At 24.5% G+C, this 26045-nt stretch carries 24 protein-coding genes, 1 tRNA gene and 1 riboswitch; of the genes, 21 read left to right on the forward strand and 4 right to left on the reverse strand.

The window, feature by feature from the left end:
- Positions 1-3 precede the first annotated feature (3 nt).
- Positions 4-2139, forward strand: a complete 2136-nt coding sequence (locus T383_RS0100445) for a PTS fructose transporter subunit IIABC (protein ID WP_084269000.1) — start codon at positions 4-6, stop codon at positions 2137-2139.
- A 10-nt stretch (positions 2140-2149) separates the two neighbouring features.
- Positions 2150-2446, forward strand: coding sequence for a hypothetical protein (locus T383_RS0100450; protein ID WP_033159709.1), 297 nt, complete (start codon positions 2150-2152; stop codon positions 2444-2446).
- A gap of 234 nt (positions 2447-2680) precedes the next feature.
- Here T383_RS0100450 and T383_RS03920 read toward each other — a convergent pair whose 3' ends face one another.
- Positions 2681-2830 (reverse strand): hypothetical protein, encoded by a 150-nt coding sequence (locus T383_RS03920; protein ID WP_169735580.1) that lies wholly within the window; start codon positions 2828-2830, stop codon positions 2681-2683.
- On the opposite strand from T383_RS03920, the gene T383_RS03995 reads away from it, so the two are divergent.
- From T383_RS03995 to T383_RS0100465, 3 genes are all read left to right on the forward strand, one after another.
- The gene (locus tag T383_RS03995; protein WP_408631963.1) at positions 2805-3053 is read left to right on the forward strand and encodes an MPN207a family PTS transporter accessory protein; all 249 of its coding nucleotides are present in this window, start codon (positions 2805-2807) and stop codon (positions 3051-3053) included. The genes T383_RS03920 and T383_RS03995 overlap by 26 nt on opposite strands.
- 98 nt (positions 3054-3151) lie before the next feature.
- Positions 3152-5767, forward strand: coding sequence for a PTS sugar transporter subunit IIABC (locus tag T383_RS0100460; RefSeq protein WP_052663887.1), 2616 nt, complete (start codon positions 3152-3154; stop codon positions 5765-5767).
- A 250-nt stretch (positions 5768-6017) separates the two neighbouring features.
- The gene (locus tag T383_RS0100465; RefSeq protein WP_033159711.1) at positions 6018-6821 is read left to right on the forward strand and encodes a hypothetical protein; all 804 of its coding nucleotides are present in this window, start codon (positions 6018-6020) and stop codon (positions 6819-6821) included.
- A gap of 2 nt (positions 6822-6823) precedes the next feature.
- Here the strand turns inward: T383_RS0100465 and T383_RS0100470 are convergent, their stop codons facing one another.
- The 3 genes from T383_RS0100470 to T383_RS0100480 form a co-directional block, all read right to left on the reverse strand.
- Positions 6824-7486 (reverse strand): SprT-like domain-containing protein, encoded by a 663-nt coding sequence (locus T383_RS0100470; protein WP_033159712.1) that lies wholly within the window; start codon positions 7484-7486, stop codon positions 6824-6826.
- A 73-nt stretch (positions 7487-7559) separates the two neighbouring features.
- Positions 7560-8192 (reverse strand): YtpR family tRNA-binding protein, encoded by a 633-nt coding sequence (gene ytpR / locus T383_RS0100475; RefSeq protein ID WP_052663888.1) that lies wholly within the window; start codon positions 8190-8192, stop codon positions 7560-7562.
- Between the two features lie 11 nt (positions 8193-8203).
- On the reverse strand, positions 8204-9073 hold the full coding sequence (locus tag T383_RS0100480; protein ID WP_033159713.1) for a DegV family protein: 870 nt from the start codon (positions 9071-9073) through the stop codon (positions 8204-8206).
- A gap of 227 nt (positions 9074-9300) precedes the next feature.
- On the opposite strand from T383_RS0100480, the gene rpsB reads away from it, so the two are divergent.
- From rpsB to T383_RS0100560, 16 genes are all read left to right on the forward strand, one after another.
- Entirely contained in the window at positions 9301-10293 is a 993-nt protein-coding gene (gene rpsB / locus T383_RS0100485; RefSeq protein ID WP_052663890.1) for a 30S ribosomal protein S2, read from the forward strand.
- A 107-nt stretch (positions 10294-10400) separates the two neighbouring features.
- The gene (locus T383_RS0100490) at positions 10401-10649 is read left to right on the forward strand and encodes a hypothetical protein (RefSeq protein WP_033159714.1); all 249 of its coding nucleotides are present in this window, start codon (positions 10401-10403) and stop codon (positions 10647-10649) included.
- 35 nt (positions 10650-10684) lie between these two features.
- On the forward strand, positions 10685-13639 hold the full coding sequence (locus T383_RS0100495; RefSeq protein ID WP_052663892.1) for a DNA polymerase III subunit alpha: 2955 nt from the start codon (positions 10685-10687) through the stop codon (positions 13637-13639).
- A gap of 1 nt (position 13640) precedes the next feature.
- Positions 13641-14531: a 5'-3' exonuclease gene (locus tag T383_RS0100500; protein WP_033159715.1), complete on the forward strand. Its 891-nt coding sequence runs from the start codon at positions 13641-13643 to the stop codon at positions 14529-14531.
- Between the two features lie 26 nt (positions 14532-14557).
- Entirely contained in the window at positions 14558-15385 is an 828-nt protein-coding gene (gene mutM / locus T383_RS0100505) for a DNA-formamidopyrimidine glycosylase (RefSeq protein WP_033159716.1), read from the forward strand.
- Positions 15386-15976: a dephospho-CoA kinase gene (gene coaE, locus T383_RS0100510; protein WP_033159717.1), complete on the forward strand. Its 591-nt coding sequence runs from the start codon at positions 15386-15388 to the stop codon at positions 15974-15976. It abuts the gene before it with no gap.
- 266 nt (positions 15977-16242) lie between these two features.
- Positions 16243-17511 carry a hypothetical protein gene (locus tag T383_RS0100515; RefSeq protein WP_033159718.1) on the forward strand — a complete coding sequence of 423 codons (1269 nt, stop codon included), beginning with the start codon at positions 16243-16245 and terminating at the stop codon, positions 17509-17511.
- A 6-nt stretch (positions 17512-17517) separates the two neighbouring features.
- Positions 17518-18510 (forward strand): ATP-binding protein, encoded by a 993-nt coding sequence (locus tag T383_RS0100520; protein ID WP_033159719.1) that lies wholly within the window; start codon positions 17518-17520, stop codon positions 18508-18510.
- A gap of 32 nt (positions 18511-18542) precedes the next feature.
- A tRNA-Leu gene (locus tag T383_RS0100525) sits at positions 18543-18628 on the forward strand.
- Between the two features lie 63 nt (positions 18629-18691).
- Positions 18692-19471 (forward strand): hypothetical protein, encoded by a 780-nt coding sequence (locus T383_RS0100530; RefSeq protein WP_033159720.1) that lies wholly within the window; start codon positions 18692-18694, stop codon positions 19469-19471.
- 106 nt (positions 19472-19577) lie between these two features.
- Entirely contained in the window at positions 19578-19808 is a 231-nt protein-coding gene (locus T383_RS0100535) for a hypothetical protein (RefSeq protein WP_033159721.1), read from the forward strand.
- A gap of 24 nt (positions 19809-19832) precedes the next feature.
- The gene (locus T383_RS0100540) at positions 19833-20087 is read left to right on the forward strand and encodes a hypothetical protein (protein WP_033159722.1); all 255 of its coding nucleotides are present in this window, start codon (positions 19833-19835) and stop codon (positions 20085-20087) included.
- A 135-nt stretch (positions 20088-20222) separates the two neighbouring features.
- Positions 20223-20335, reverse strand: a riboswitch (FMN riboswitch).
- 96 nt (positions 20336-20431) lie between these two features.
- Complete coding sequence (locus tag T383_RS0100545; protein WP_033159723.1) at positions 20432-20986, forward strand: inorganic diphosphatase; 555 nt, start codon at positions 20432-20434, stop codon at positions 20984-20986.
- Positions 20987-21098: 112 nt separating this feature from the next.
- Complete coding sequence (eno, locus tag T383_RS0100550; protein WP_265736601.1) at positions 21099-22445, forward strand: phosphopyruvate hydratase; 1347 nt, start codon at positions 21099-21101, stop codon at positions 22443-22445.
- An 80-nt stretch (positions 22446-22525) separates the two neighbouring features.
- On the forward strand, positions 22526-24604 hold the full coding sequence (locus tag T383_RS0100555; RefSeq protein ID WP_033159725.1) for a hypothetical protein: 2079 nt from the start codon (positions 22526-22528) through the stop codon (positions 24602-24604).
- Between the two features lie 48 nt (positions 24605-24652).
- Positions 24653-26011, forward strand: coding sequence for a DEAD/DEAH box helicase (locus T383_RS0100560; protein ID WP_033159726.1), 1359 nt, complete (start codon positions 24653-24655; stop codon positions 26009-26011).
- The last annotated feature ends 34 nt before the right edge of the window (positions 26012-26045 follow it).

The raw sequence follows: 26045 nt of genomic DNA on the forward strand, positions 1-26045 counted from the left end.
GTTATGAAAATATTTGATAAAAATTATATTAAGTTGAATTTTGATGTATCCTCGAAACATGATGCTTTTGAAAAAATTGCTAATGCAGCTTTTGATTTAAAAATAACTAATGATGCTAATAAATTAAAACAAGCATTAATAGCAAGAGAAAACCAAGCATCAACGGGATTTGAAGATGGAATTGCTATTCCTCATGCAAAGGATGATTCAATTATTAAATCATCAGTTATGTATGTAACTTTTAAAAATCCAGTTGAATGAGAAGCCATTGATGGGCAAAAAACAACTAGAGCATTTGTAATTATGATGCCAAGTCAAAATGAGTCTATTGAACATTTGGAAGTTTTAAGTACTGTATCATCATCATTAATGAATAAAGATTTTTGTAATCAATTAAATCAACTTAAAACTGAAGATGAAATTTTCGATTTAATTGATTCAAATATTTTTGCTAAGAAAAATAGTAAAACTAATGAATTGCCGAATAATGATAGTCTTACTACAAAAAAAAGTATTATTGCAATTACAGCTTGTCCTGTTGGTGTGGCTCATACATATTTGGCAGCAGAAAAAATTACTAAAGCTGCTTTAGATAATGGATACAAAATCAAGGTTGAGACTCATGGATCATCTGGAGTTAAAAACAGATTTACTCAAGAAGACATTGATAATGCTGATGTTTTAATTATTGCTGCAGACATTAAAATTGAATTAGATCGTTTTGCTAATAAAAAGATTTATCAAGTGGCAGTTAAACGAGCAATTCATGAACCATTGTCATTGATTAATGAAGCTTTTGAAAAGGCTACTGTTTATGGTCAAGAAGGAATTGAGCTAAAATCTAAAGACGGTTTAAATGATAAAAAATCTAAAACTTCATTCATGAAACATATCTTGACTGGAATTTCATATATGATTCCATTTGTTATTTTGGGTGGTATTTGTATAGCTTTATCTAATGGTTTATCTAGTGCAATTTATCGGGATCAAATAGCTAGTAATCCATCTTTTCAAATTCCATCTGGTGATTTTTTATACTACTTAGGTCAAATTGGTTCTATTGCATTTACTTTAATGATTGGTGCCTTGGGAGCATATATTGCATATTCAATTTCTGGAAGAGCAGCTCTTGCACCAGCTTTTATAGTTAGTGTGTTAGGAAATACAACAACAGCAATTTATCCATTTGCTGGAATTAGTGTTGAAGCACCAATGGGTTTTGTTGGGGCAATTATCTTTGGTTTTTTAATTGGTTATACTGTTAAATGAATTAACACTTGAAGAGTACCAAAATCTATTTCATCAATTATGCCAATTTTTGTTATTCCATTGGGTGTTGGTATTTTCTATTCTTTATTGGCGATGTTTGTGATTGGTGCACCTATTTCTTATGTTATGGGACAATTTATTAATGCATTAAAGAGTCTTTTCTTACCGCCTGAAGCTGGTGGAGTGCCTCAAGAATTAGGAATTGGAATTAGTATATTAATTGGTTTGCTTATTGGCGCAATGACTGGATTTGATATGGGAGGACCTATTAATAAAGTTGCTTTTATAGCTTGTTCTACATTGGTAAGCTCTAATGTTTATGAACCAATGGGAATGATGGGTGCAGCAATCCCAATTGCACCTTTAGGCATGGGTTTTTGTACTTTGATTTTTAGAAATAAATTTGATGATCAAGAAAAATCTTTAGGAATTTCTGCAATTATTATGGGATCAGTAGGAATTTCTGAAGGAGCAATTCCATTTGCTATTAGTGATCCAAAAAAAGCAATTATATGTAATGTTATTGGAAGTGCTGTTGCTGGAGCAATTGCTGCTGGGTTAAGTGTTACTAATGCAGCTCCTGCTGGGGGACTAATTGTTGCAGTTTTAGGTGCTGTTGGTAGTAACACTTATGGGGTTGCTGCAGGAATTGGGTTCTATATATTATCAATTGTTATTGGAACAGCAGTAACATGTGTTTTATATGGTTTTTTAAGAAATAAGGAATTTAAGACTTTATTTAAAAGTAATAAAAATGATTCATTAGAGATTAAAAATAATAAAAACAAAGAATTTAACTTGAACAATGAAACTTTTTTACATCAAAATAGTGAAGATGATAAAGTTAACATTAGTTCTGAAAGTAATTAGGATTTAATTTATGAGTAATAAGAAAAGTAATTTATCCAAAAATAAAGTAAGAAACTTTTTTAATAATAAAAATGTGCTAATTATTATGGTCATTGTTACTATATTATTTATAGTTGCTGGAATTACCTTAACAATTATTGGTTATCCTGATTATAGTACATTTATTAGTGCCAATGATAGTAGTAATAGGCCAGACATCTCTATTTTTGTTTATGGGACTTTTTTTATTGCCATGAGTATTGTTTTAATTTTGATGGATGTTTTATATACTAATTCTATTTTTAATAAAAAAATGAAAACACTTTAACTAGTAATAAAAGTATTATGATTTTATGTTGCATGACATTTATCAAATACTTATAATTTACACAAATTTGTTTTAGATAGAAAATAAAATTATATTAATCCTTAATAAATTAAATTTATAAATGTCATTTCAGGAATTGAAAATAATTAATTTTTTAATTTTTATATTGAAAATCTTTTATTATTTATTTTGTTATAATGATTTTGATTAGTTATTGGAGTTTTTACCAAGAAACTAATCTCTTACTAGGAAAAAAGTAGTTAATGTGAATTTAATTAAATTTTCATCAAATTCTTCTTTGTTTTTGATGTCCAAAGTTTCAAGGTCAATTTCTTCAAATTTATTAATTGGACTTTGGGTGATTGTTTCTATTTTTGCTCTCATTGCAATTGTAAGTTTTTCATTGAGTTATTATTTCTATAAATTTAAAAAGTGCAGCAATAACAACGATCTCAAATCATTTTCTTCTTTAGATTCTGATTTAAATTTTGAACAAAACAAATGAAAGTCTTGGTGAATTAAATATAGAGCTAGTGGTTTTTTTTGTTTAGGAATTCTTTTTTCTATGCTCGCAATTGGTGGAATAATTTTTAATCTCAATTTATAAATTTTTGAATGTTTTTATTAAAAATATTAAAGTTATAAAACTAAATTTTAAGTATTTTTTATGATTTAAATTTATGTTTTGACAAGAAAGGATCATTTGTGTCTAATTTTAGTTCACATAATTCAACTCAAATTGAAAGCAATTCATTGTCTTCAAAATTAAAAAAACGATTTTCTTTTAAAAAACCTAAAAAGGGTGCAACAAAAGAGTTTATTGGTAAATTATCTCAAGGATTAATGATGCCAATTGCTGTTTTACCAATTGCAGGTTTATTGCTTGGTATTGGTGCAGCAATTGTAACAAATGCTGGTACAAATGAAGCATTGAAAATATTTGGTTTGTTTTTAAAAAATGCTGGAGATTTTGTATTTGGTAATCTATCAGTTCTTTTTGCTGTTGCAATTGCAATTGCTTTTACTAGGGATGCTGGAGTTGCTGGTTTATCAACTTTAATTGCTTGAATTGCATTTAATGGAATGCAAAGTGCTTTAATTATTGGTGGTTCTAAAGATACTTTTGGTCAGGAAACATACAACATGTTGTATTGAACATCATTACCTGCTTCTGTATTTGGTCAAAATGTAGGAATTTTTTCATTACAAACATCTGTTTTTGGTGGCGCAATTGTCGGTTCAATTGTAGCCATTCTATACAACAAATTTTATCAAATTCGTATGCCACAAATTTTGGGTTTTTTTTCTGGAACCCGTTTTGTGCCAATAATTTCATTATTAGCAATGGTTCCATTGTCATTAATTTTTGCAATGATTTGACCTGGAATTGGTTTAGGTCTGAATGAAATTGGTATTGGTCTAGGTACTTTAAGTGCTAATGGCGGAACTAATGCATTAATATTTGGTTATATTGAAAGAGCATTAGTGCCATTTGGTTTACACCATGCATTTTATACTCCATTATGGTACACCACTGCGGGCGGAACTATGACTAATGCCGGATCAATTACACCTTATATCCACATGAATGGTAGTGTCTATGCAGTTATTGGTTATGTTTTAAATGGTTCTGAACATCTTTTAGTTGATGATAAGACTTGAGTTGGTGTTATTAATGGTCTTAATGGTAACGGTGCTTTTAGTACTGATGCATTTGCTGGTGATCAAAGATTATGATTTGCATTAAATAGTAATTTAATTGGCAAAGAATTAATTTTATCTAATGGTGAACATTATGAACGTTATAAGATGACATTTGAAACGTTTGCCCAAAATACATGAAACCCAAACCCTGGGGCAGTCACAACAACAAATGAAGATTTATTGAATGCTTTAAATTCAGGAACATCAGTTCCATTTGATGCAACTAAATTTACTCCTGCATTCCCGGGTGTGAATCCTGGTCAATATGAACAAGGTAAGTTTTCTTTCATGATTTTTGGTTTACCAGCTGCTGCTGGAGCAATGATTATGGCTGCACCTAAAGAAAATCGTAAAACTGCTTTTTCAATTGTTGGTTCTGCAGCTTTAACTTCATTATTAACAGGAATTACTGAGCCATTAGAATTTACTTTCTTATTCTTAGCTCCTTGATTGTATTGAGGAATTCATGCAGTTTTATGTGCATTTAGTTTTTGATTTATGTCATTATTTGGTGCAAATTTAGGAATGACTTTTAGTGGCGGTTTAATTGATTACACTATTTATGGAATTGTCCCTGATGCTTTAGGTGCTAATGTTCATAGTTGAGCTGTACCAATTATTGGCATTGTTTATATTCCAATTTACTTTACTATTTTTTACTTTTTGATTAAACGATTTGATTTAAAAACTCCTGGTCGTGGCGGAGAATTAATTTCTAAGAAAAAATACATGGCAAGTAAGAATTCTAAAGTAGATCAAGAGTTTACTAATACTCAAGTAATTGCTTACAAATTAATTGATGCTTTTGGGGGGATTAAAAATATTGAAGCAGTTAATGCATGTATTACAAAACTTCGAGTTAATGTAATTGATCCATCCAAGGTTGATGAAAATGAGATTAAGGCATTGGGTTCTAATGGTTTATTAAGTCCAAGTCCAACATTAGTTCATGCAATTTTTGGAACTGAAAGTGAACCAATTAAAACCCAAATGAACAATATCATTGATCATCGTATTGATAGTGAAAAACTTAAACAGTATATTGATCAAATTGAAAATGGTAGCAAAGATGAACCAATAATTACTTCAGATACATCATCAATGAATACTTTGCCAAATGAAATAATTATTCATGCACCATTGAGTGGAATTGTTGTTGATTCTAAAGATATTCCAGACAAAACATTTGCAGAAAATTTAATGGGGCAAGGTCTTGCTATTGAACCAGATAGTGAAAAAGTTATTTCTCCATCTAATAAAGAAGTTAAAGTTGAAGTTGCATTTCCAACAGGTCATGCATATATTCTTGATATTGATGGTATCAAAATATTAATTCATATTGGTTTAGATACAGTTACTTTAAATTCTAGTACCAATTTAGATAGTTCTAATTTAATTGCTTTTAAACCTAAAATTAAAGTTGGGGATACAATTAAACCTTATGCTGATTTGGTAGATGTTGATTTTGATATCATCAGAAATAAAAATTTAAAAACAATTACACCAATTGTTGTTTTAAATGAATGTTTAGTTAATTATGACTTAACTATTATTCCAGCTTTTGGATCACATGTTAATTTTAAAGATCCTTTAATTAAGTTAACTTTAAAAAAATAAGTTTTTAAAAATAATTTTCTACTTTTTAATAAAGTTTCATTTGTTATAAATTTACATATATTATTGTATAGATGTTTTTAATTTGTTTTAAGTGTTCCTTTAATAACTTTATTTAATTGTTATTTTAAGAATATAGCAGTTTTTATGGTTTTTGTTATTTTTAGTGAAAACCAAAAAATTAATATAATATATGTACTATATCTTCAATTTTGAATTTGTAAGATACACTACTTAAACTAAGGAGATTTTTGTGAGTTACGATAATGTTTATACCCCATTGGAAAGTAGATGAGTTTTTAGGCAAGAGCAATCAAAATTATTGTCACGTTCTTTTTTGTTTACAGGAATTTCTTTCTTTTTAATATTTGTTTTTTCATTTCTCCTTTATTACTTACTACCACAAAATAGTTCTGGTGCAAACGTTGCAAATAATTTTTTAATTATTTCACCAATATTTATTCTTGTTTCTACAATAATGGGAATGTTTTTAAGGGGTAAAACTCATGGAACTATGACTTTTACTTTTTTTGTATATACCTTATATATAATTGCCCAATCAATAGGGATTGGCGGTTTGTTATATGCAATTAAATTTTCTTCTACAGTTGGTCTTAATTCTGGCATCAATGTTATTGATGTAGCTTCAGTTTTTGGTGTTGCAGGTTTAATGTTTATTGGAATGTCATTAATAGGAATTAAGATGTCAAGAAAAGCATCTGCTAAATTTTCTACTTTTATCATTGCTGCCACAATAGTGTGATTGCTTTCTAGTGTTGTTTTTTCAGTTATGTTTATTTTTACTCCATTTTTTGGTGGTGGTTACAATTCTAATTCATGATTTGTAATTGTTTCAACTCTTGTTGGCGGATTATTTAATTTGGGTTATATAGTGTTTATAGTATCACAAATCAAACAAAGTAGTGATTTTGTTGATTTAGTTGGCAATAGAACTTTAACTAATTCATTAGCAGCTTCTTATGGATTTTGAATGTTAGTTAATTTAATGGGCCTTGTTTGAAACTTAATTAGACTATTATTTATATTTAACCGATAAATTTAATCATCCAAATCATTAATTGGAAGTTTATCTCTAAATTCATACTCAATTCCATCAGATGCACAAATTATTTGTGCATCAAGTGGGGCTTTAATGGATATATTACAGCCAGGGCACATGTACTTGAAAAATTTTTTAATTGATTTTTCACTAGGTTTTTTGATCCTTGTGTATTCACCTAGTATTTTGTTTAAACCACTTTCATTAATACAATTTTCAAAAATTTTATCTAATTCTGGACTAGCTTTAAAATCAGAATAACCTATTTTTGGGTCTTTCAAATCAAAAATTGCTCCTATTTCTTCACCAAGTTTTTTAAATTCTTTATTATGAAATTTTCCAGATTTATTTGTGTCTTTAATATCCATTACAAATGCTTTATAATGAATTAGTTCGTGGGTTAAGGTGTTTAATATTTTTTTAGGATCTTGCCAAGTAATTGCTTCAGATGTTATTGAAAGTTCATGAGATTTTTTATCATTAATTTTTCACTTATTAGCTCAAAAAACACCTAATGAATTAACACTTGTTGATCTTTCCCCTTGAATTACAAAAACAATTTCATTGAATAAACCATCAAATACATATTCATTTAAATAGTCAATACATCTTGACATGCAACAATAAAAATTTTCAAGAACATTTATTTTTTTTATTTCCATATTTTTCCTTTTCAAAATTTTCATTAAATTTTAACTACATTTACATGGCAACTTGTATTTAGAAGATTTATTTTTAAAGCATATTATTTTTGCAATTATATACTTCTTTAAATTGACTAAATTCTTTTGTTTCATTTGGTAATTCTAGAATACTTTTTGGAATATTTTTTGAATCAAATAAATTTAATTCTTTTGCACTACAAATCATTCCTTCAGATTCAAAATTCATAAGTTTTGATTTAAATATTTCTTGTCCATTTGGCATAATACAACCAGGTAGTGCTACCACTACTTTAATGTTTGGTTTGACATTATTTGCCCCACAAATAATTTTTTTTAATTGTTCTTCACCTATATCAACAGTGCAATAATTTAAATGACTATTAGAAATTTTTTCAACATCCTTTATAACTCCAACAACAAATGGAATTTTATTAACAAAATGAGATAATTCTAAATTTGTAATTTTTTCTAATTCTTGAATTAAATAAGGTGTTGGTTCATTTAAACCATAATTTAGTTTTAATTTTTTTTCACTTACTTTATGTATATTAAAACCTAATATATTATTTTCATTATCATAAAAGAACAATAAATTATTTTTAAAAATGGTTTTACTAGGTATTTTGTTACCACTAATTTTTACTACTAATGTATCTTGCAATGTTTGAAAATTATAAAAAATGCTTATGTATTTATTTTCCATATATTATGCTCTTAATTAGTTTGAATAAATATTGCATAATTATTCATTCCTGTATGCAAACCAATAACAGGACTAATATATGTTCAATCTAATTCAATGTTTTGTGGTAGGAGCTTTTTATATTCAGCTACTATTTCTTTATTTTTGTTTGTGTCTAAAATAGATGTAATTATTTTAACATTTTTTATTCCATGTTTTTTTCAATTAATTATGCTATCTAGATATTCTAAAGACATTTTTTTAGCATTATCATCAGTTTGTGTTTTGTTAAAGTAAGTTAGCAATCCGTCTAATCCATGCATTTTAATCAATATTTTTGTTTTTAATGTTTTAACTAAAAAAGCTTTCCAACCTTTTAATCTGCCACCTGCAATTAATCTTGAAACATCATTAACAACTAATACTCCTGCCATTTTTTTTCTGTTAATATCAACAATTTCATCAATTTTTTGTCAATCACATTCATCATTATTTTTTAGATAGTTATCAATCTCTTCAATAATAAAACTAATTCCTGATTCAACTATTAAAGCATCAACAACATGAAATCTATTATTTTCAAAAGTTGTTTCTAACATTTTTCATGTATTAAAAGTTCCAGAAAATTGCCTATCAATTGGTATCCCAATCACATAATCATATTCTTTTAATAGTTCAAAAATTTTGTTTTCAACTTCTCCAATAACTGTTTGACCTGTTTTTAGTTGAGATTTATTTTCAATTTCAATTTTCAAATTATTAATATCAAAATTGATTCCTGATTTGTATGTTATTTCCTTATTATTTTCAATTTTTATAATTTCTAATGGAACTAAGTAAATATGCTTATTGGGATTTTCTGGAATTCCAGCAGATGAGTCAATCAGATATGCAATCTTCATAGGAATAATATTTCATTTCTATATTTCTTTTACTATTTATATTCAAGTTAATTATATTTTTAAAATACATTTTATTGATAAATTTAATATTAAAAGTCAATTCTATGTTAAATTATGTATAATTTGTTACAAATGTTTTTAAATTTTATTTATTTTATGTAAATAAATTTTTGTCTTACATTTTGTTATGAATCAAGTATATTAGAAAGGTTATTTTTAAATTTTAAATGATTATTGAAATTGATAATTCTGAATCAGCAACTACAAATAGTGTTGCTGCAAAAACTGATTTAGATAGCACAGTAAATTCAGATACAACTTTTGAAAAAAGTAATGAGCACATTGAAAAACCAATAGTAAGTACAAGTAAAATTATGGAAGTTGGCGGTCATATTGGTGTTTCTAAAAGAAGATGAAATCCAAAGATGAAGCCTTACATATATACAAAAAGGGGAGTTAATTTTACTACTCCGTATGATGTATTTAATTTGCCACTTGTTCACGAAAAACTTAGAAATGCTTTTGATTTTCTTTTTGAAGTTTCTAAAAATAATGGCACTATTTTGTTTGTTGGGACAAAAACAAAGCAAGTTCAAGAATTAGTTAAAGAAATTGCAAATCGTGTTCCTTCAATTAGTTATATCTATCAACGATGACTTGGTGGAACTTTAACAAATTTTAAGACTATAAATAATTCAATCAAACAGTTAAAGAAATTAACAGAGCGCCGTGAAAATGGATTAAGTGAATATACAAAAAAGGAACAAATTTTAATAATTAAAAAATTAAATAAATTGGAAAAATTTTTTGGTGGGATAAAGAACATGCATGGATTGCCAAATGTAATTGTTGTGGATGATCCAGTTCATGAAAAAAATGCAATTATGGAAGCAAGAAAGTTGAATATTCCTATTGTTGCAATTGCAAATACAAATGCAAATCCAAACTTAATTGATTATATTGTTCCTGCTAATAACACTTCCATTCGTTCTATTACTTTATTTATGAACTTATTGGCTGATGCTGTTGCAATGGGTATTAATGAAAAACCTTTGTTTGCTTTCAAAAATGATGAAGAAATTGTTATTGCGCAAATACAACGACGAAATTATGAAAATAGAAATGTTGTTAATAGACAATATAATTACAAAGAAATCCAAAATAAAAGACGTGAATTATCTCATGTCAACATATCTAAAGACAATCCAAATCAAAAATAATTTGATTATTAAATTTTAGATTTATTAGAATTGATATTTTATACTTAATCTATGTTTATTTATTAATTTTTACATTAACATTAGATGTTTCAAGCGAGTAAGGAATTATGCAAAATAAGGATAATAAGAAAACTTTAAAAATTAGGTCAACTTCTAAAGATATTGAACAATTTGAACGTGTTAAGTTAGATGAAACTAAAGTTATTGTTGGTAATTCTTCTAAATTGAATGCTGATCAAATATTGCTTGAAGATTTAAAAATTCAATTAAAAACTGCAACTGAAAAAAGTGTAATTTCTAGTTTAAAAAAAGAAATTAAAAATTTGGAAAAGAAAATTGCCAAAAGTAATAGATAAATTTCTTTTTTTGAAAAAGATACAAATATTCCTGTATGTTTGTTAATCTAAATGTAAAGTCATACTACTCTATACTTTCATCTATTTTGTCAATAGAGGACATTATTAGTTTTGCAATAAATACCAACCAGAAATATGTTGTTTTGACAGATTTCAATGTTTTATATGGTGCTGTTGATTTTTTTGATTTAGCTAAAAAAAACAATTTAATTCCTGTAATAGGTTTGGAAATATTTCATGAATCTTCATTAAGCAATTTAGTTTTGTTTGCAAAATCTAATATTGGTTATAAAAATTTATTGAAAATATCTAGTTTTATCATGTGTAAAACTTTTTTTGATTTGGATAATTATTTAGAAGATGTTGCAATAGTTATAAAAGAAGGTAATTATCTTCCTAAAAAAAAAGATGTTGAATATTACATTGCTAATTCTGAATGTGAAAAAGGAATAGCTTTTAATGAAGTTACTTGTTTTAATAAAGAAGATGCCTATTTAATTAATGTCTTAAATGCTATTAAAAATGAATACATTTTTAATTCATTTGATGAAATATACATGAGTCCTAAAGGTAATAGTTTTTTAACAGAGCAAGAAGCTAAAAAAGTTTATTCAGATAATCAAATAGAAAATATTAATAATTTGTTACATGGAATTAATTGAGATTTAAATGAATTTCATACAACTTTAATTGAATATCCAGTTCAAAAAAATATTTCATCAAGAATTTATTTACAAACTTTATGTAAAGAAGGTTTAAAAAAAAGATTTAAAAATAAAAATAACATTCCAATTGAATATATTAATCGTTTGAAATATGAATTAGATATCATTAATTCAATGGGTTTTAATGATTATTTTTTAGTAGTTTATGATTTTATAAATTGAGCAAAAAAAGAAAATATTATTATTGGTCCTGGAAGAGGTTCTGCAGTTGGATCTCTAGTTTCTTATTCGTTATTTATTACTGACATTGATCCTCTAGAGTTTAAATTAATTTTTGAGCGTTTTTTAAATCCCGAAAGAAAAACAATGCCTGATATAGATGTTGATATCATGGATAGTAGGCGTGATGAAGTTATTGATTATATTTTCAATAAGTATAAAGATAATCATGCAGCTCATATAATAACATTTCAAAAAATAAAGGCAAAAATGGCAATTAGGGATGCTGGTAGAATTTTAAAAATTGATTTAAAAGAAATTGACATTATTTCTAAATTAATAGATGCAAAGTATGATGAAGAATTAGAACTAGCAATAATTGAAAATGATAAATTAAAACAAAAAGCTAAAGAATATCCTAAATTATTTGAAATAGCAAAAAAATTAATTGGTTTGCCGCGCCAAATTGGAACTCATGCTGCCGGAATTATTTTAAGCAATGTTGAACTAACAAATATTATTCCAATTCAAATTGGATTAAATAATCATTTTACTTCACAATTTTCAATGGATCATTTAGAACGTTTTGGTTTAATTAAAATAGATTTATTGGGATTAAGAAATTTAACTATTCTTGATAACATAATAAAACTAATTAAATTAAATAAAAATAAATTTATTTCTTTACTTGATATTCCAAGAGATGATGAAAAAACTTTTAAACTTTTTTGCAATAAACAAACAAATGGGATTTTTCAATTTGAATCACATGGTATGAAAAATGTTTTAAAAATGTTACAACCAAAATCAATTGAGGATTTATCATTAGTATCATCATTATATAGACCAGGACCACAAGATAATATTTCTACTTTTATTAAAAGAAAAAATAATGAAGAAGAAACAACATTTATTTCAAATAAATTAATTCCATTTTTAAAAGATACTTATGGAATAATAGTGTATCAAGAACAAGTTATTGAGATTGTTAAAGTTGTTGCAAATTTTACTTTAGCAGAAGCTGATATGTTTAGAAGAGCAATTTCTAAAAAAGATGAAAATCAATTATCAAAATTAAAAAGTAAATTTATTGCTTCTGCTATTAATAATAATTTTTCTAAAAAAGCAGCAGAAGAAATATATAGTTATATTTTTAATTTTGCAAATTATGGTTTTAATCATTCACATGCTGTTGCATATTCTTTATTAGGTTATTGGATTGCTTATTTTAAGGCTCATTATCCATTAGAATTTTATGTAACCTTATTAAAAGGTAATAGCAATGATGATAAGAAAATAAATTTATATGTTAAAGAAGCTATTGATAAAAACATTGAATTTATTAGCCCAGATATCAATTTATCAAAAGAAACATTTTATGCTATTGATCAGAAAATTATTATGGGATTTGATCTAATAAAGGGAATTGGTAATGAAACCATAAAAAAAATTATTAAAGCAAGATCTAATATGCTTAAAGAAAGATTCGATTCCTTTGCTATTGCAGTTAGAGAATTACATAGTAATAAAGTAGGTAAAGCAGCAATTGAAAATTTAATTTATGCAGGAAGTTTTGATAATTTTGGATTTAATCGAAAAACAATGATAATGAATCTTCCTATGTTACTATCACTAAGCTTATTTGGCAAAAATGTTGATAATTCAGAATACAATATTAATTTGTATGAAATGAATAAAAATGAGCAAAAAGAATATAGCTTACATCAGCAAAAAATATTAGCTATTAATTTACAAGAAAATCCTATTAGTTTTTTGAAAAAAAAATTTAGAATATCATCTAACGGTAGTTTGGATGAAATTATAGAATCTAAAGATGGTTTTTATAAAGTATTAGTAAAATTTAGCAATGTTAGTATTAAAACTGATAAAAAAAATAAAAACATGGCTTTTATCGCAATAGAAGATGAAACTTCACATATTCTTAGAATGGTGGTGTGAAGCGCTTTGTATGAAAAATATAAAAATTTTTTAATTAGAGATAATATTTGTTTAATTTTGATAAAAATAGATCCTAAAGGTTGTTACTTAGTTAAAATGCTTGAAGTATATGATGATAATAAACAGGAATTTTTAAAAATTAGTTAATATGTCATGTAGTGCTAGAGAATGTGCTGTTGTGATTGATGGTAATGCTTTAACTTATCGTGCATATTATGCAACTATCAATCAAATTGAATATTTTTTAAAAAATGGTATTAAGCCAAATAATGCAATTAAATTAATGTTAATTATGTCATTAAAAATATTGCAAGAATTTAATCCAAAATATGCCTTAATTGCATTTGATACAGGTCGCAAGACTTTTAGACATGATATATTCGATCAATATAAAGCTAATCGAGCAAAAGCACCAAATGAATTAATTGATCAAATAAAAATTTTACCAACTGCCATTTTATTATGTGGTTATAATGTTTATTTACAAGAGGGAATAGAAGCTGATGATATTATCGGTAGTTTTGCTGAATTAACCAAAAAAAACAATATAGTTTGTAAAATTTTTAGTTCTGATAAAGATATGCTTCAGTTAGTTAATAGTTTAACAGAAGTTTATATGCCTAAAAAAGGTATTTCAGAAATGGTTGTTTATAATAATGATAATTTTTTATCATTAATGGATGGATTAAAACCTAATCAAATAACAGATTATAAAGGAATTGTCGGAGATGCATCAGATAATCTGCCAGGAATAAAAGGTATTGGCAAAAAAACGGGAATAAAACTGTTAAAAGAATTCAATTCTTTAGATAATATTTTTAATAATTTAGATAAATTATCAAAATCACAACAAAAATTATTTTTAGACTTTAAAGATATTGCAATTAAATGTAAAAATTTATCAACAATTAAACAAGATATATTTTTTAACAAAAAAATTTCTGATTTTTTAAGAACATCAATTCAAATAGAAAAATTATTTAGTTTTTTTCACGAATACAAAATAAATAATATGGAAAAATATGTTTTTAATAATTAATAAATTATTGATGTTAAGGATTTTGTATGCCAGAATTACCAGAAGTTCAAACTGTAATTAATGAATTATCAAAATGCATTTTAAATAAAAAAATTTTGAATATTATTATTCTTAATAAGAAAATTATTAAAAATTCTAACCAGAATGAATTTAAAAAATATTTAATTGGAGAAAAATTTTTAAATATTAGTAGACTTGGAAAGTACATAATTTTTCATTTTACTAATGATAAAATTTTGGTTTCACATTTACGAATGGAAGGAAAATATTATTTTGATAAAAAAAATGATATTTATGACACTAAACATGTTTTAATTAGATTTATCTTTGATAAAGAAGAGTTAAGATATCATGACACAAGAAGATTTGGTACATTAAATATTTATAAAAAAAATGATTATCTTTTATCAAAAGAACTTAGTAAAATTGCATTAGATCCTTTAGATAGCAAATTTAATGCAAATTATCTTTTAAACAAGATAAAAAATTCAAAAAAGTTTATTAAAACTACTTTACTTGATCAAACTAAAGTTTCAGGTATCGGGAATATTTATGCTGATGAAATTTTATTTGCATCTAATTTACATCCTATGACGCTTGCTAAAAATTTAAATTTATCTAAAGTTAAATTGATTGTAAAAAATGCTAAAAAAATTTTGTTATGAGCCATTAAGTGTAATGGAACAACAATTGCTTCATATAAGTTTAAAAAAGGGCATATTGGTTCTTTTCAATTACATCTCAAAGTTCATACAAAAACTAATAAACCTTGTTCAAAATGCAATACAATAATTCAAAAAATTAAGGTAAATGGCAGAGGAACATACTATTGCCCCAAATGTCAGGTATTATAAATGATTGTTTGTATTACTGGAATTAGTGGAACAGGGAAAACAACAATTCTTAATTTATTATCAAATGATTTTTCAATAAAAATACTAGATAATGAAATTCATTCTTATTATAAGTATGACAAAATTGGATATAAATTAATTCAAAAACATTTTGGTAATGAATATGTTAATTCTAAAGAAGTTGATCGTCAAAAATTAGGCACTTTAGTTTTTAATGATAAAAAAAAATTAATTTATCTTAATTTCATTTTACAACCATTGATAAAAAGCATCATATTGTCATTAAAAAATAAATATAAAGGTAAGATTCTTTTAGTGGAATCTGCTTCTGCTTTAAATGAATTTAATAATTATTACAATGATTATTTGTATTTATTTGATAAATTTATTCTTATTAATGCACCTTTAAATTTTATAAAAAAAAATAATTTAAATAAATTTAAATATTTAAAGAAAGACATTGTTGATTTATTTGATTTAGATGTAAATTTACATAATTTTGATCTTGTTGTTCAAAATAATACTACACCAGAAGAAGCTGCTAAAAAAATAAAAGAATTTTTAATAAAATTAGATAAAAAAAGCATATAAAAAAGTTTATTTTTTTGGAAAATGTATTTTTTTCCACAAAATGTGGATAATTTTTATTTTTTTATAAAAAAATCCTTATTTTTTGTAGATTTTTCTTTATTTTTTTTAAATTTTAGTTGTGGAAAACTTATAAAAAATAACAAATATTAATATTTTTTATTTTTTTACAAATATATGTTTTGTTTGAAATAATTTTTGTTTTTATACTTATTATGCTTAAACTGATGAATATTGGTTTTTAATAATGATGAGGTAGTATAAAAATTATGTCTTTATTGTCTTCTGAATTTGAAAAAATCAATTACATTATTTATAGACCATTTGATTTTTCTTGTTCAAGAAAGCAATTGAGTAATATATATGGTCCCATTGTTGGTCAAAAAGCTATTTTTTTATTTGAATGATTTATTGATGAATTTGATGTCCAAGAAAGTTTAAAAGGAATAATTAGTCCTATAAAGAGAATTTTTCATAGTTTAAATATTAATTCTAATGAATTTTGCTTAATAAGGGAAAGATTAGAAGCAATTGATCTAATTACAACTTATTTAGAAGAAAAAGCAAATAAAAAAATATTTCATATTGAAATTAAACAACCATTAAATTGAAATCATTTTATTTCTAATGAAAAACTTAGGCATTTACTAATTGAAAAAATTGGTTTATCAGAATATGAAAGAATAAGTCTTGTTTTTGCCGGAAGAAGAATGCCTGAAAATGTTCTTAATATTTCAGCAACATTTAATACTATTTTCAATAATGAAAAAATTAATGAAATAATGTCATTTAATTATGATGAATTGTATTCTTATTTAAAAAATAATTTGGATAAAACAATAGTTATTGATAATAACTCAAAATTAATTATTGAAACTTACTTTAAAACTCATAATTTGTCTTTAGATGAAATCAAATTTTGTGTGAGTAATTCAATAATCAAAGATTCGGAAAATAAAAACTTTAAAGTTGATTCAAATAAATTAAGTGAGCAATTTAAGTTTTTTATAAATAGTACTCCAAATGTTAAATCATTTGATTATGTAAAAATTCATCGAAATGTAAATTTATTTAATGGTAGTTTATCAAATGATGATGTAAAATTGATAGTCTCTGATTACATGAATATTAATCCATATCAATATTTGTCTTCCATTCAAAAATCACCTTTATCACAAAAACAAACAAAAATTATTGATGATTTAAAAAATATTTCACATATTTCAGATGAAATAATCAATTTAATAACAGATTTTACCTTACACAAAACAAAAGGAAAATATAACGAAAAGTATTTGAAGAAAATAGTGGATACAATAAATTGTTTAAGTTTAAATACTTTAGAAGAAGTTTTAATTCATTTGTCTAATGCATATATTGCAAAAACAAAAACAATTGAAATTTTTGATGATTCATATTCTAATACACAAAATGTGCAAAATAGTAATTTCATAAAAATGAAATTAAGCAACAATTCTATGAGTAGTTTGCATGAAAATGATCAAGAAATTAATTTAGATGAAATGTTCAAAATATAAAATTTTATGACTGATGTTAAATGAAAAAATAAAAATTTATCCAAAAATAAGGAAAATAAATCAGAAATTAAAACTATTGATTTATTTGTTAAAAACATTTCAAAACCTATTGATTTTTCAAAAAAAATTATTGAAATTAAGGAGTCTAAAATTTTCGAAGATTTAGATATTTCTGATGCTTCCTATGAAAAAAATGCATTAGATTTTTGAAAAATTTATAAAGATAATTTATCATGCAGATTGTCAAATTCTACAAAATGTATAAATAAGAATGGTTATCATCTTTGACCTAAAATTGTTAAAAATAATCAAATAATTATTTGTGAAACAATTTGTTCAAAATATAAAAAACAATTAAAAGAATACAAATATATCCAAAATTACTCATGAAAAACTTTTAACAAAGATTTGTTAAAACTAGTTATTAATGAAAAAAATATTGATAAAAATTGAGATAAGTCACGAATTCCGTTACTTCGATACATGAATAAAATTCAAAAAAATATTTTAAGTTTTGAAAAAGGTTTTTATTTGTATGGCAAAAGTGGAATTGGAAAAACTTATTTATCAATTTTATTTTGTAATACATTAGCAATGAATATGACTAAATTGAATAAAAAAATTTCTATTGCTTTTTTAAATATTGTTGATTTAATAAATAATTTTACTGAAAAGTTTTCTTTAAATCAAAATATTGATATTGAAATAAAAAAATTACATGAGGCAACAATACTTATATTAGATGATATTGGTAGTGAAACTGTTAGAGATTGATTTTTTAATAACTATTTGGTAAGAATTTTAGATTATCGTAGCGAAAATAATAAAACTACTATTTTTATAAGTAACTATAGTCTTGAAGAATTGAAAAAATATTATTTGTCATCTAAAACATCAAAATTAGACAAAAAAGCTGTAGAAAGATTATTAAGTAGAATTAATAATTTAGTAGGTGATAATGTTTTTTATTTGGAGGGTGAAGATTATCGAAAAAAATAAATTTAAAGTATAATTAATTAGATTATATTTTTCCTAGGATGGCGGAATGGCAGACGCAGTAGACTCAAAATCTACCGATGGCAACATCTTGTGAGTTCAAGTCTCATTCCTAGGACCATTTTAAAGTTTTCACTTGTCGATCATTATTGATCGACATTTTTTGTTATAAATTGCAACTATTATGAACAAAAATTTTAAATTATCTCAAACTTTCTTTTTAAGAAAATATAGTTCTTTGGAAAATGAAATTAAAATTAAAAATAAATTTATTAAACTTTTAAATGAAGATAATATATTCCAATGGTCTATTAGAGATACAAAAAAATATTATGACATTGATACTGAAATTGATTATCTTGCATACAGATTTGAAGTTTTGTCAAATTGAATTAAAAAAAATGAATTTTATACAAGTGAATACACAAAACATTTGAATAAAATAATTTATGCATTTAATATTAATAATTTTTTAAATGCACGTGAACAAGAGTATGTAAATAACATTAATTCATTAGACTTTGAAAAACGTAGAATTAACAAAAAAATTATTGTAGATTTCGAATTAAATGTAGATGAATATGCACTTTTTGTTTTGGAAAATATAGATATAGACCAAATAGACATTGAAACTAAAGTAGCTAAAAATTTAATAAATAATTTTAAGCTTTATATAACTAACCAAGGGTTAGTTGCAACTAATCAAATATACAAAATAAGATTTTCTTATAATGATTTTTTATCATTTAAATTATCAAATAGCGGTATTTATTGATATGGCACAAATATGGATTATGAATTTAAAACAATTGAAAAATTTTTATTATATGAATATATTAAAAGAATGTTATTCCTTTTTGTAAAAAGAAACAATAAAAATTTTATTACTTGACCTAATGGTTATTTAGTTAGAATTAAAAACTTAAAACAAAGATCTAGTAAAACTAAATTTTTGAAAAAATAATAGAACAGGAATAGAACAAAAAGTTATAAAAAGAAATTTTATTCCATTAAATATTGAAAAAAGTGCAAATATTCCTAATCAATAATTTGGTATGCCCAATAAATATATGTGTAAAAAATTATTATCGTTATATATTTTTTCTGTACTTAAAAAATTTATATTAGGAAACAAACTTGGAGATAATCATCATCAATACAATGGTGTAAATAAAATTCCATTTAAACTTGTCAATATTACTACATTAATCAATGAAATTATTAATCATATTACCAATCATTTGGTTTTTTCTTTTTTTAGTTTTTTATTTTTATCAATTACTTTTTTAACACATGAATAACAAAATATTGTTAGTATATTTGTGATGAATAAAATAAAGATTCCAATTCAATTTGCGCCATCTCATGCAAAATTAATTAATGCATTTATTAATGTTGCTACAAAAGATCAAGCAAATGAGCATACATGAATTATTGGAATAATAAATACTATTGAAATATCAATTGATAAAGACATTTGTGCTAAAAATGGTATTTTTATAAATGCACTAATGAAAGAAAACATTATTGACAATGAAATCATTGAAGCAGAAAAAGATAACTTAAATGTGTTTGAATAATATTTGTTATTGTTTTTTTTATTTAAAAAATTGTTTTGAAATCTCATGTTAACTTTTTAATGTAATCAGGGATTTCAAATCAAATAGTTTATTTTAACCTTACGTTAAAACAAACACTTGAGAAAGCATAATAAAAATACTCTTCTTTCATCCGGACTTTAACCGTCGGTTTTGGAATCTCACCAAATCTGCTTTCGCTCGTGGACTATACCACCGATTAGGAATTGCACCTTACCCTGAAGATTATTTACTACTAATAAATATACCATAGATTTTATATTTATTAAAAAATGATACAATACAATGAGTTTTTATTTTATTTTTTATTTTGGTAAATACGGAAAATGAACTCATTTAAGTTAAAAGTTAAAATTGAAATTCCAAAAAATTCAAATGTTAAGTATGAATTTGATCGAGAATCTGGAGAAATTTTAGTTGATAGAATTTTGTATGGTTCTGATTATTATCCTCAAAATTATGGTTTTATAAAAGAAGCATTAGATTGGGATGGAGATGAATTAGATTGTTTGGTTATAGGTAATCAAAGTTTTATGCCTGGTGTTATTGTTCCCACAAGAATAATTGGGGCAATGGAAATGATTGATAATGGAGAAACTGATACTAAATTAATAGGTGTAATTGACTGTGATCCTAGATTTGATCATATAAATTCACTTGATGACCTTAACAAACATTTATTAGATGAAATTAAAGTTTTTTTTGAAACTTACAAAATTTTACAAAAAAAGAGTGTTGAAATTTTAGGTTTTAAGGATAAAGAATGAGCTTACAAAGAATATAAAGTGTGTGTTGATTTAATGAATAACTATGGCAAATTAGAAAAAGATGAATTCATTAAACAAATGAAAAAACAACATCCAGAAAAATATAAAAAATAAATAAGCAAATATTATAATCTTTGTAATATTTTTTAGTTTAAGTTTTAATTTTTATTAAAAAGTTAAAAAAGGGTTTTGTATGTCTGTAACAAAAAAGAATAAAAATGACAGTATGAAAATTGTTAAAATTTTTGCATACCAAGTATTTGATTCTCGTGGATTTCCAACAGTGGCTTGTGATGTAACATTATCTAGTGGAGCATCAGGTAAAGCTATGGTTCCATCAGGTGCTTCAACAGGAGAAAAAGAAGCATTAGAACTTCGTGATAATAATTTATCAAAATATTATGGTAAAGGTGTTAGTAAAGCTGTTAATAACATTAATAAAATAATTGCTCCAAAGTTAGTTAACAAGTTTTTTGCTGATCAACAATCTTTAGTTGATAAAGAAATGATTAAGTTAGATGGAACAACTAACAAAAGTAAACTAGGTGCTAATGCAATTTTAGCTGTTTCAATGGCTATTGCTCGAGCTGCTGCAAATAATTTAAATATGCCGTTATATCAGTATATATCAAAGAAAATTTTTAAAGTATCACCTAAAGAATATATTATGCCTGTGCCAATGTTAAATGTAATTAATGGTGGGGCTCATGCTGATAATACAATTGATTTTCAAGAATTTATGTTTATGCCATTGGGCGCTAAAACATTGCAAGAAGCTTTAGAAATTGCAAGTAATTGTTTTCATAGTCTTCAAAACATTTTAAAATCTAAAAAACTTAATACTAATAAAGGTGATGAAGGTGGTTTTGCACCAAATTTAAAGTCTGCTGAAGAAGCTTTAGATTTAATGGTTGAAGCTGTTAAAAAAGCAAATTACAAAATTGGATCAGATGTTAGTTTTGCTCTTGATGTTGCTGCAAGTGAATTTTATGATGAAAAAAGTAAAAAATATATTTTTAAAAAAGCTTTAAAAGCTGGAGTTTTAAACAAAGATAAAGCCACTTTGACAACCAGAGAAATGATTAATTACTTAAAATCATTAGTTAAAAAATATCCAATTATTTCTATAGAAGATGGATTAAGTGAAAATGATTGAGAAGGTATGGCTTTATTGACTAAAGAAATTGGTAGTTTTGTACAAATAGTTGGAGATGATACTTATTGTACAAATCCTGAATTGACAAAAAAAGGAATTAACCAAAAAGCTACTAATGCTGTTTTAATAAAATTAAATCAAATTGGAACTATAACTGAAACAATTGAAACTATTCGACTTGCTAAGCAAGCTAATTGGGCAGCAGTTGTTTCACATCGATCTGGAGAAACTGAAGATACTATGATTGCTGATTTGTCTGTTGGTATGTTAACAGGACAAATTAAGACTGGATCTATGTCACGTTCTGAAAGAATTGCAAAGTATAATCGTCTAATTGAAATTGAAATAAGTTTGAAAAAATTTGCCAAATACTATGGCTGAAAAACTTTTAAAAATATTAAACCAAAGATTAAATAGTTTGTTACAAATTATTATTTAAAATAATCTTTATTAGATTTGAATTGTTTTATGTTTATTAGATTAAAAGAAATTTAAAAATGAAAAAATTAACATTAATTTTAAGTACTTTTTTGCCAATTGTTACATTGCCTGCTTGTTTGGTTGCTTGTGCTGAAGCATCAACTAATTCAGATAATAACTCTAATGTTAGCAATAGTTATCATGTTGACACAACAATTAAAGACATTGCTAATAGTAGTGAGTTAAAAATTAATAATATTAATTTAAGTTCATTAACAACTCTTGCAGCTTATGATGAAATTATTAACTATGGTATTAATGAGTTTGTTTTAAAAAATTTAAATTATTTTTTTGATGGTGATGTTAGTTTAATAACAGATAAAAGTGATCTTGATTGCAAAATTTCAACATCACAAGCAAATGAAACTGAAATTGAATTAACAATTAATGTTTTAGCAAATCGTTGGTTTAAAAACAAAAAAATTCAAACCCAACCATTATCTCAGATAGTTAAAATTAATAATTTACAACCATTACCAACTAATCTTGATTCAAGTGGAGGTGAAATTAAAGATCCACAAAATCCAAGTAATCCTCCTTTAAAAGTGAGTGCTTATAATTCAGTAATCAAGTTATTTAAAATTAATTCATCAACTCCGCTTACATCTTTAACTAATGACTGATTTAATAATATTTTAAGTAAATTGGTTGATTTTCAAAATTTAAAAGTAAGTATTTCTGAAGGTTCAACTAGTAATGGAACACTTGTTTTAAATCTTTCAGGTATGTATAAACAGCAAAAAATTAATCAATCAATTACAATTAGTGGATTCATTACCAATGATTTTAAAAATGTTAGTTCAGTTAGTTTAAAACAAATTAAAATCAATCAAAATCAATGATTTACAGATTTAAAACCCATTATAAGTTCATCTGATTTAAGTAGTGAAATTACTAAAATCACTTCAGATGAATGATTGACTAAATACCTTGCAGATTTTATTTTGTATGATGAAATGAATCAAAGATTTATATCTACAAAAAATGATTTAGTTAAAAACAAAATTGTAATTAATAATTTGCATGCAACATTTAGTGAAACTAGTAACAAAAAAATTGTTTTTAATTTTGAATGTAGTTATCAAAGTGGTAATTATAATTCTGAAACTAATTCTTGAGTTTTTGAGGAATCGCATAAATGAAATAGTTCAGCATTAGGTTCTTTAGGTGATGTTCCAACTAGCGATGATGCAAAAGTTTTTTTAATTAATGAAACAAGAATTGACCAAAATCAACTAAAAACTCACTATCCTTCATACTATTTAGGACTAGCTAATTGAGCTAAACATGTTAATGGAAATTACCCAGATAATAGCTTAGTACAAAACACAAAATTAACAAGCATTCATGACAAATATTTTAAAGATAAGCCTGAAAAATTTGCTATTTTAATTGATAAAAATTCAGTTATTGCTGATGATTTTAAAAATAACTTAAGTTTTAATGTTCAGTTATATTGTGGTGATGTTTATGATAATTTTTCAAAAAATTTCACTTTTGAAAATCAAAATAAAAATTTTAATGAATTACCATATTTAAAGTCATTAAAAAATCAAATTACTTTAAATACAACAGATGATTCATCGACATCGATTCATAAAAGAATTTATCGTGTTTTAAAAAATAATAAAAATTTAATCAATAATTTGGGACTAACACAAAGCACTACAATAACTGTTGCTAAAGATAGTTTAATCCCAAATGAAATTCTAAATGGAATTATTTTTTTTACTAATAGCAATGATGATATTACAAATGTTCAAAATAAGTTTAATTCGATAAAAAAATCTTTTACACCAAAAGTATTTGATTTTGATTTAGATCTTTCAAATAAGAACACACCAGGTTTTGAAAAAAATTATCTTTTGAATCTTTATAGTGGTTTGTATTGATTAGATGAAAATAATGCTTTTATATTAAATTCAATTGTTTATAAATTTACTGATCAGATTGATTTAAAAATTACAAATATGGATGGCACCAAATTTAGTGTAGAATTTATTGGTACTACAAGTATAGGGTTAGATAACAATTATCAAACTATTGATTTGACAACAACTTTTTTAGATCTTGTATTAAAAAATAGTTTGACTTAAATTAACTTAATTTATAAAATATTTGGTCTAACTTAAAAAGTTTTATTTATGAATTTTAAACCTTATATCTTACAAACATTGAATGAATTAAAGATTCATAAATTGACTTTAATTCAAGAAAAAGTTATTCCTTTAATTTTAAAAAATAAGAATGTAATTGCAGTTTCACAAACTGGAACGGGCAAAACATTAGCATATTGTTTGCCAATATTAGAAAAAATAGACCTAGAATGTAATGAAATTCAAGCTATTATTGTTAGTCCAACACGCGAATTGGCTACTCAAATTTATAATGTTCTAAAGATGTTCCAAAAAAAAGATCTAAAACTAAAAATTGATTTGTTAGTTGGAGGATCAAATTTTGAACAAAAAATAAAACAAATGCAGAAAAAAACTGGACAAATCTTAGTGGCAACTCCAAATCGGCTTTTGGCAACTCTTAAGTATGGACTTAATCTTAATTTACAAAAATATTTAAAATATGTTGTTTATGATGAAGCTGACATGTTTATTGATCAAAGTTTTTTGGTTGAATTTAATCAATTAAAAAAACGTTTTTTTAAATCAAAACCTGTAGAAATTATTTTAAGTGCTACTTTGCATCAAGATGCAATTAATAAGTTAAGTAAAACAATCAATAATCCACAAATTGTTAATGTTTCTAATTCTATATGAATCAATGATAAAATAAAGCACTTTCTAATTACTAGCGCTAGAAATGATAAATTAGATAATTTAGCAGCAATTGTAAAACAAATTAAACCTTATTTATGCTTAATATTTGTTAACAACTACAAAGATATTGCTTTAATTGAACAATGATTTTTTAATAATTCTATTCCTGCAATTGTCTTACATGGAAAATTAAATCCAATTGAAAGAAAAAGAGCTTTTAAAAAAATTAATCAATTAAAGGCTGCATATGTAATTACAACGGATTTATCATCACGTGGTTTAGACATTGATGGAGTTTCTCATGTTATTTCATGAAATTTACCCAAGGATGATATTTGATATATTCACCGTTCAGGACGAACAAGTCGTTCCAAATACACTGGTGAATCTTATGTTATGTATGATAAAAATGATGAACATATTTTACAACGTCTAACTAATAAAGGTCTTATTTGAATTCCATTAAAAGTTAATAAAAATGAAGATTTAATTAGACATAAAATGATTTATAAAGAAAAGAAAAATTATTCTACTAATAAAGATTTAAAATACGAAAAAACAATTAAAAAACTTCAAAATCAAAAGAAAACTGCCAAAGTTCAACCCAACTATAAGAAAAAAATTAAAACTCAAATTCACAAGATAAATCAAAAAATAAAACATGAAGCAATTGAAAAAAAGATAAAAAATAATTTAATTAAAAAATACAAATTAATGTCAAAAAAAAATTAAGTTTAAATTAATTTTTAAGATTAATTTTGTTAAA

Source organism: Mycoplasmoides alvi ATCC 29626 (assembly GCF_000701785.1).
Lineage (GTDB): Bacteria > Bacillota_I > Bacilli_A > Mycoplasmatales > Mycoplasmoidaceae > Mycoplasmoides > Mycoplasmoides alvi.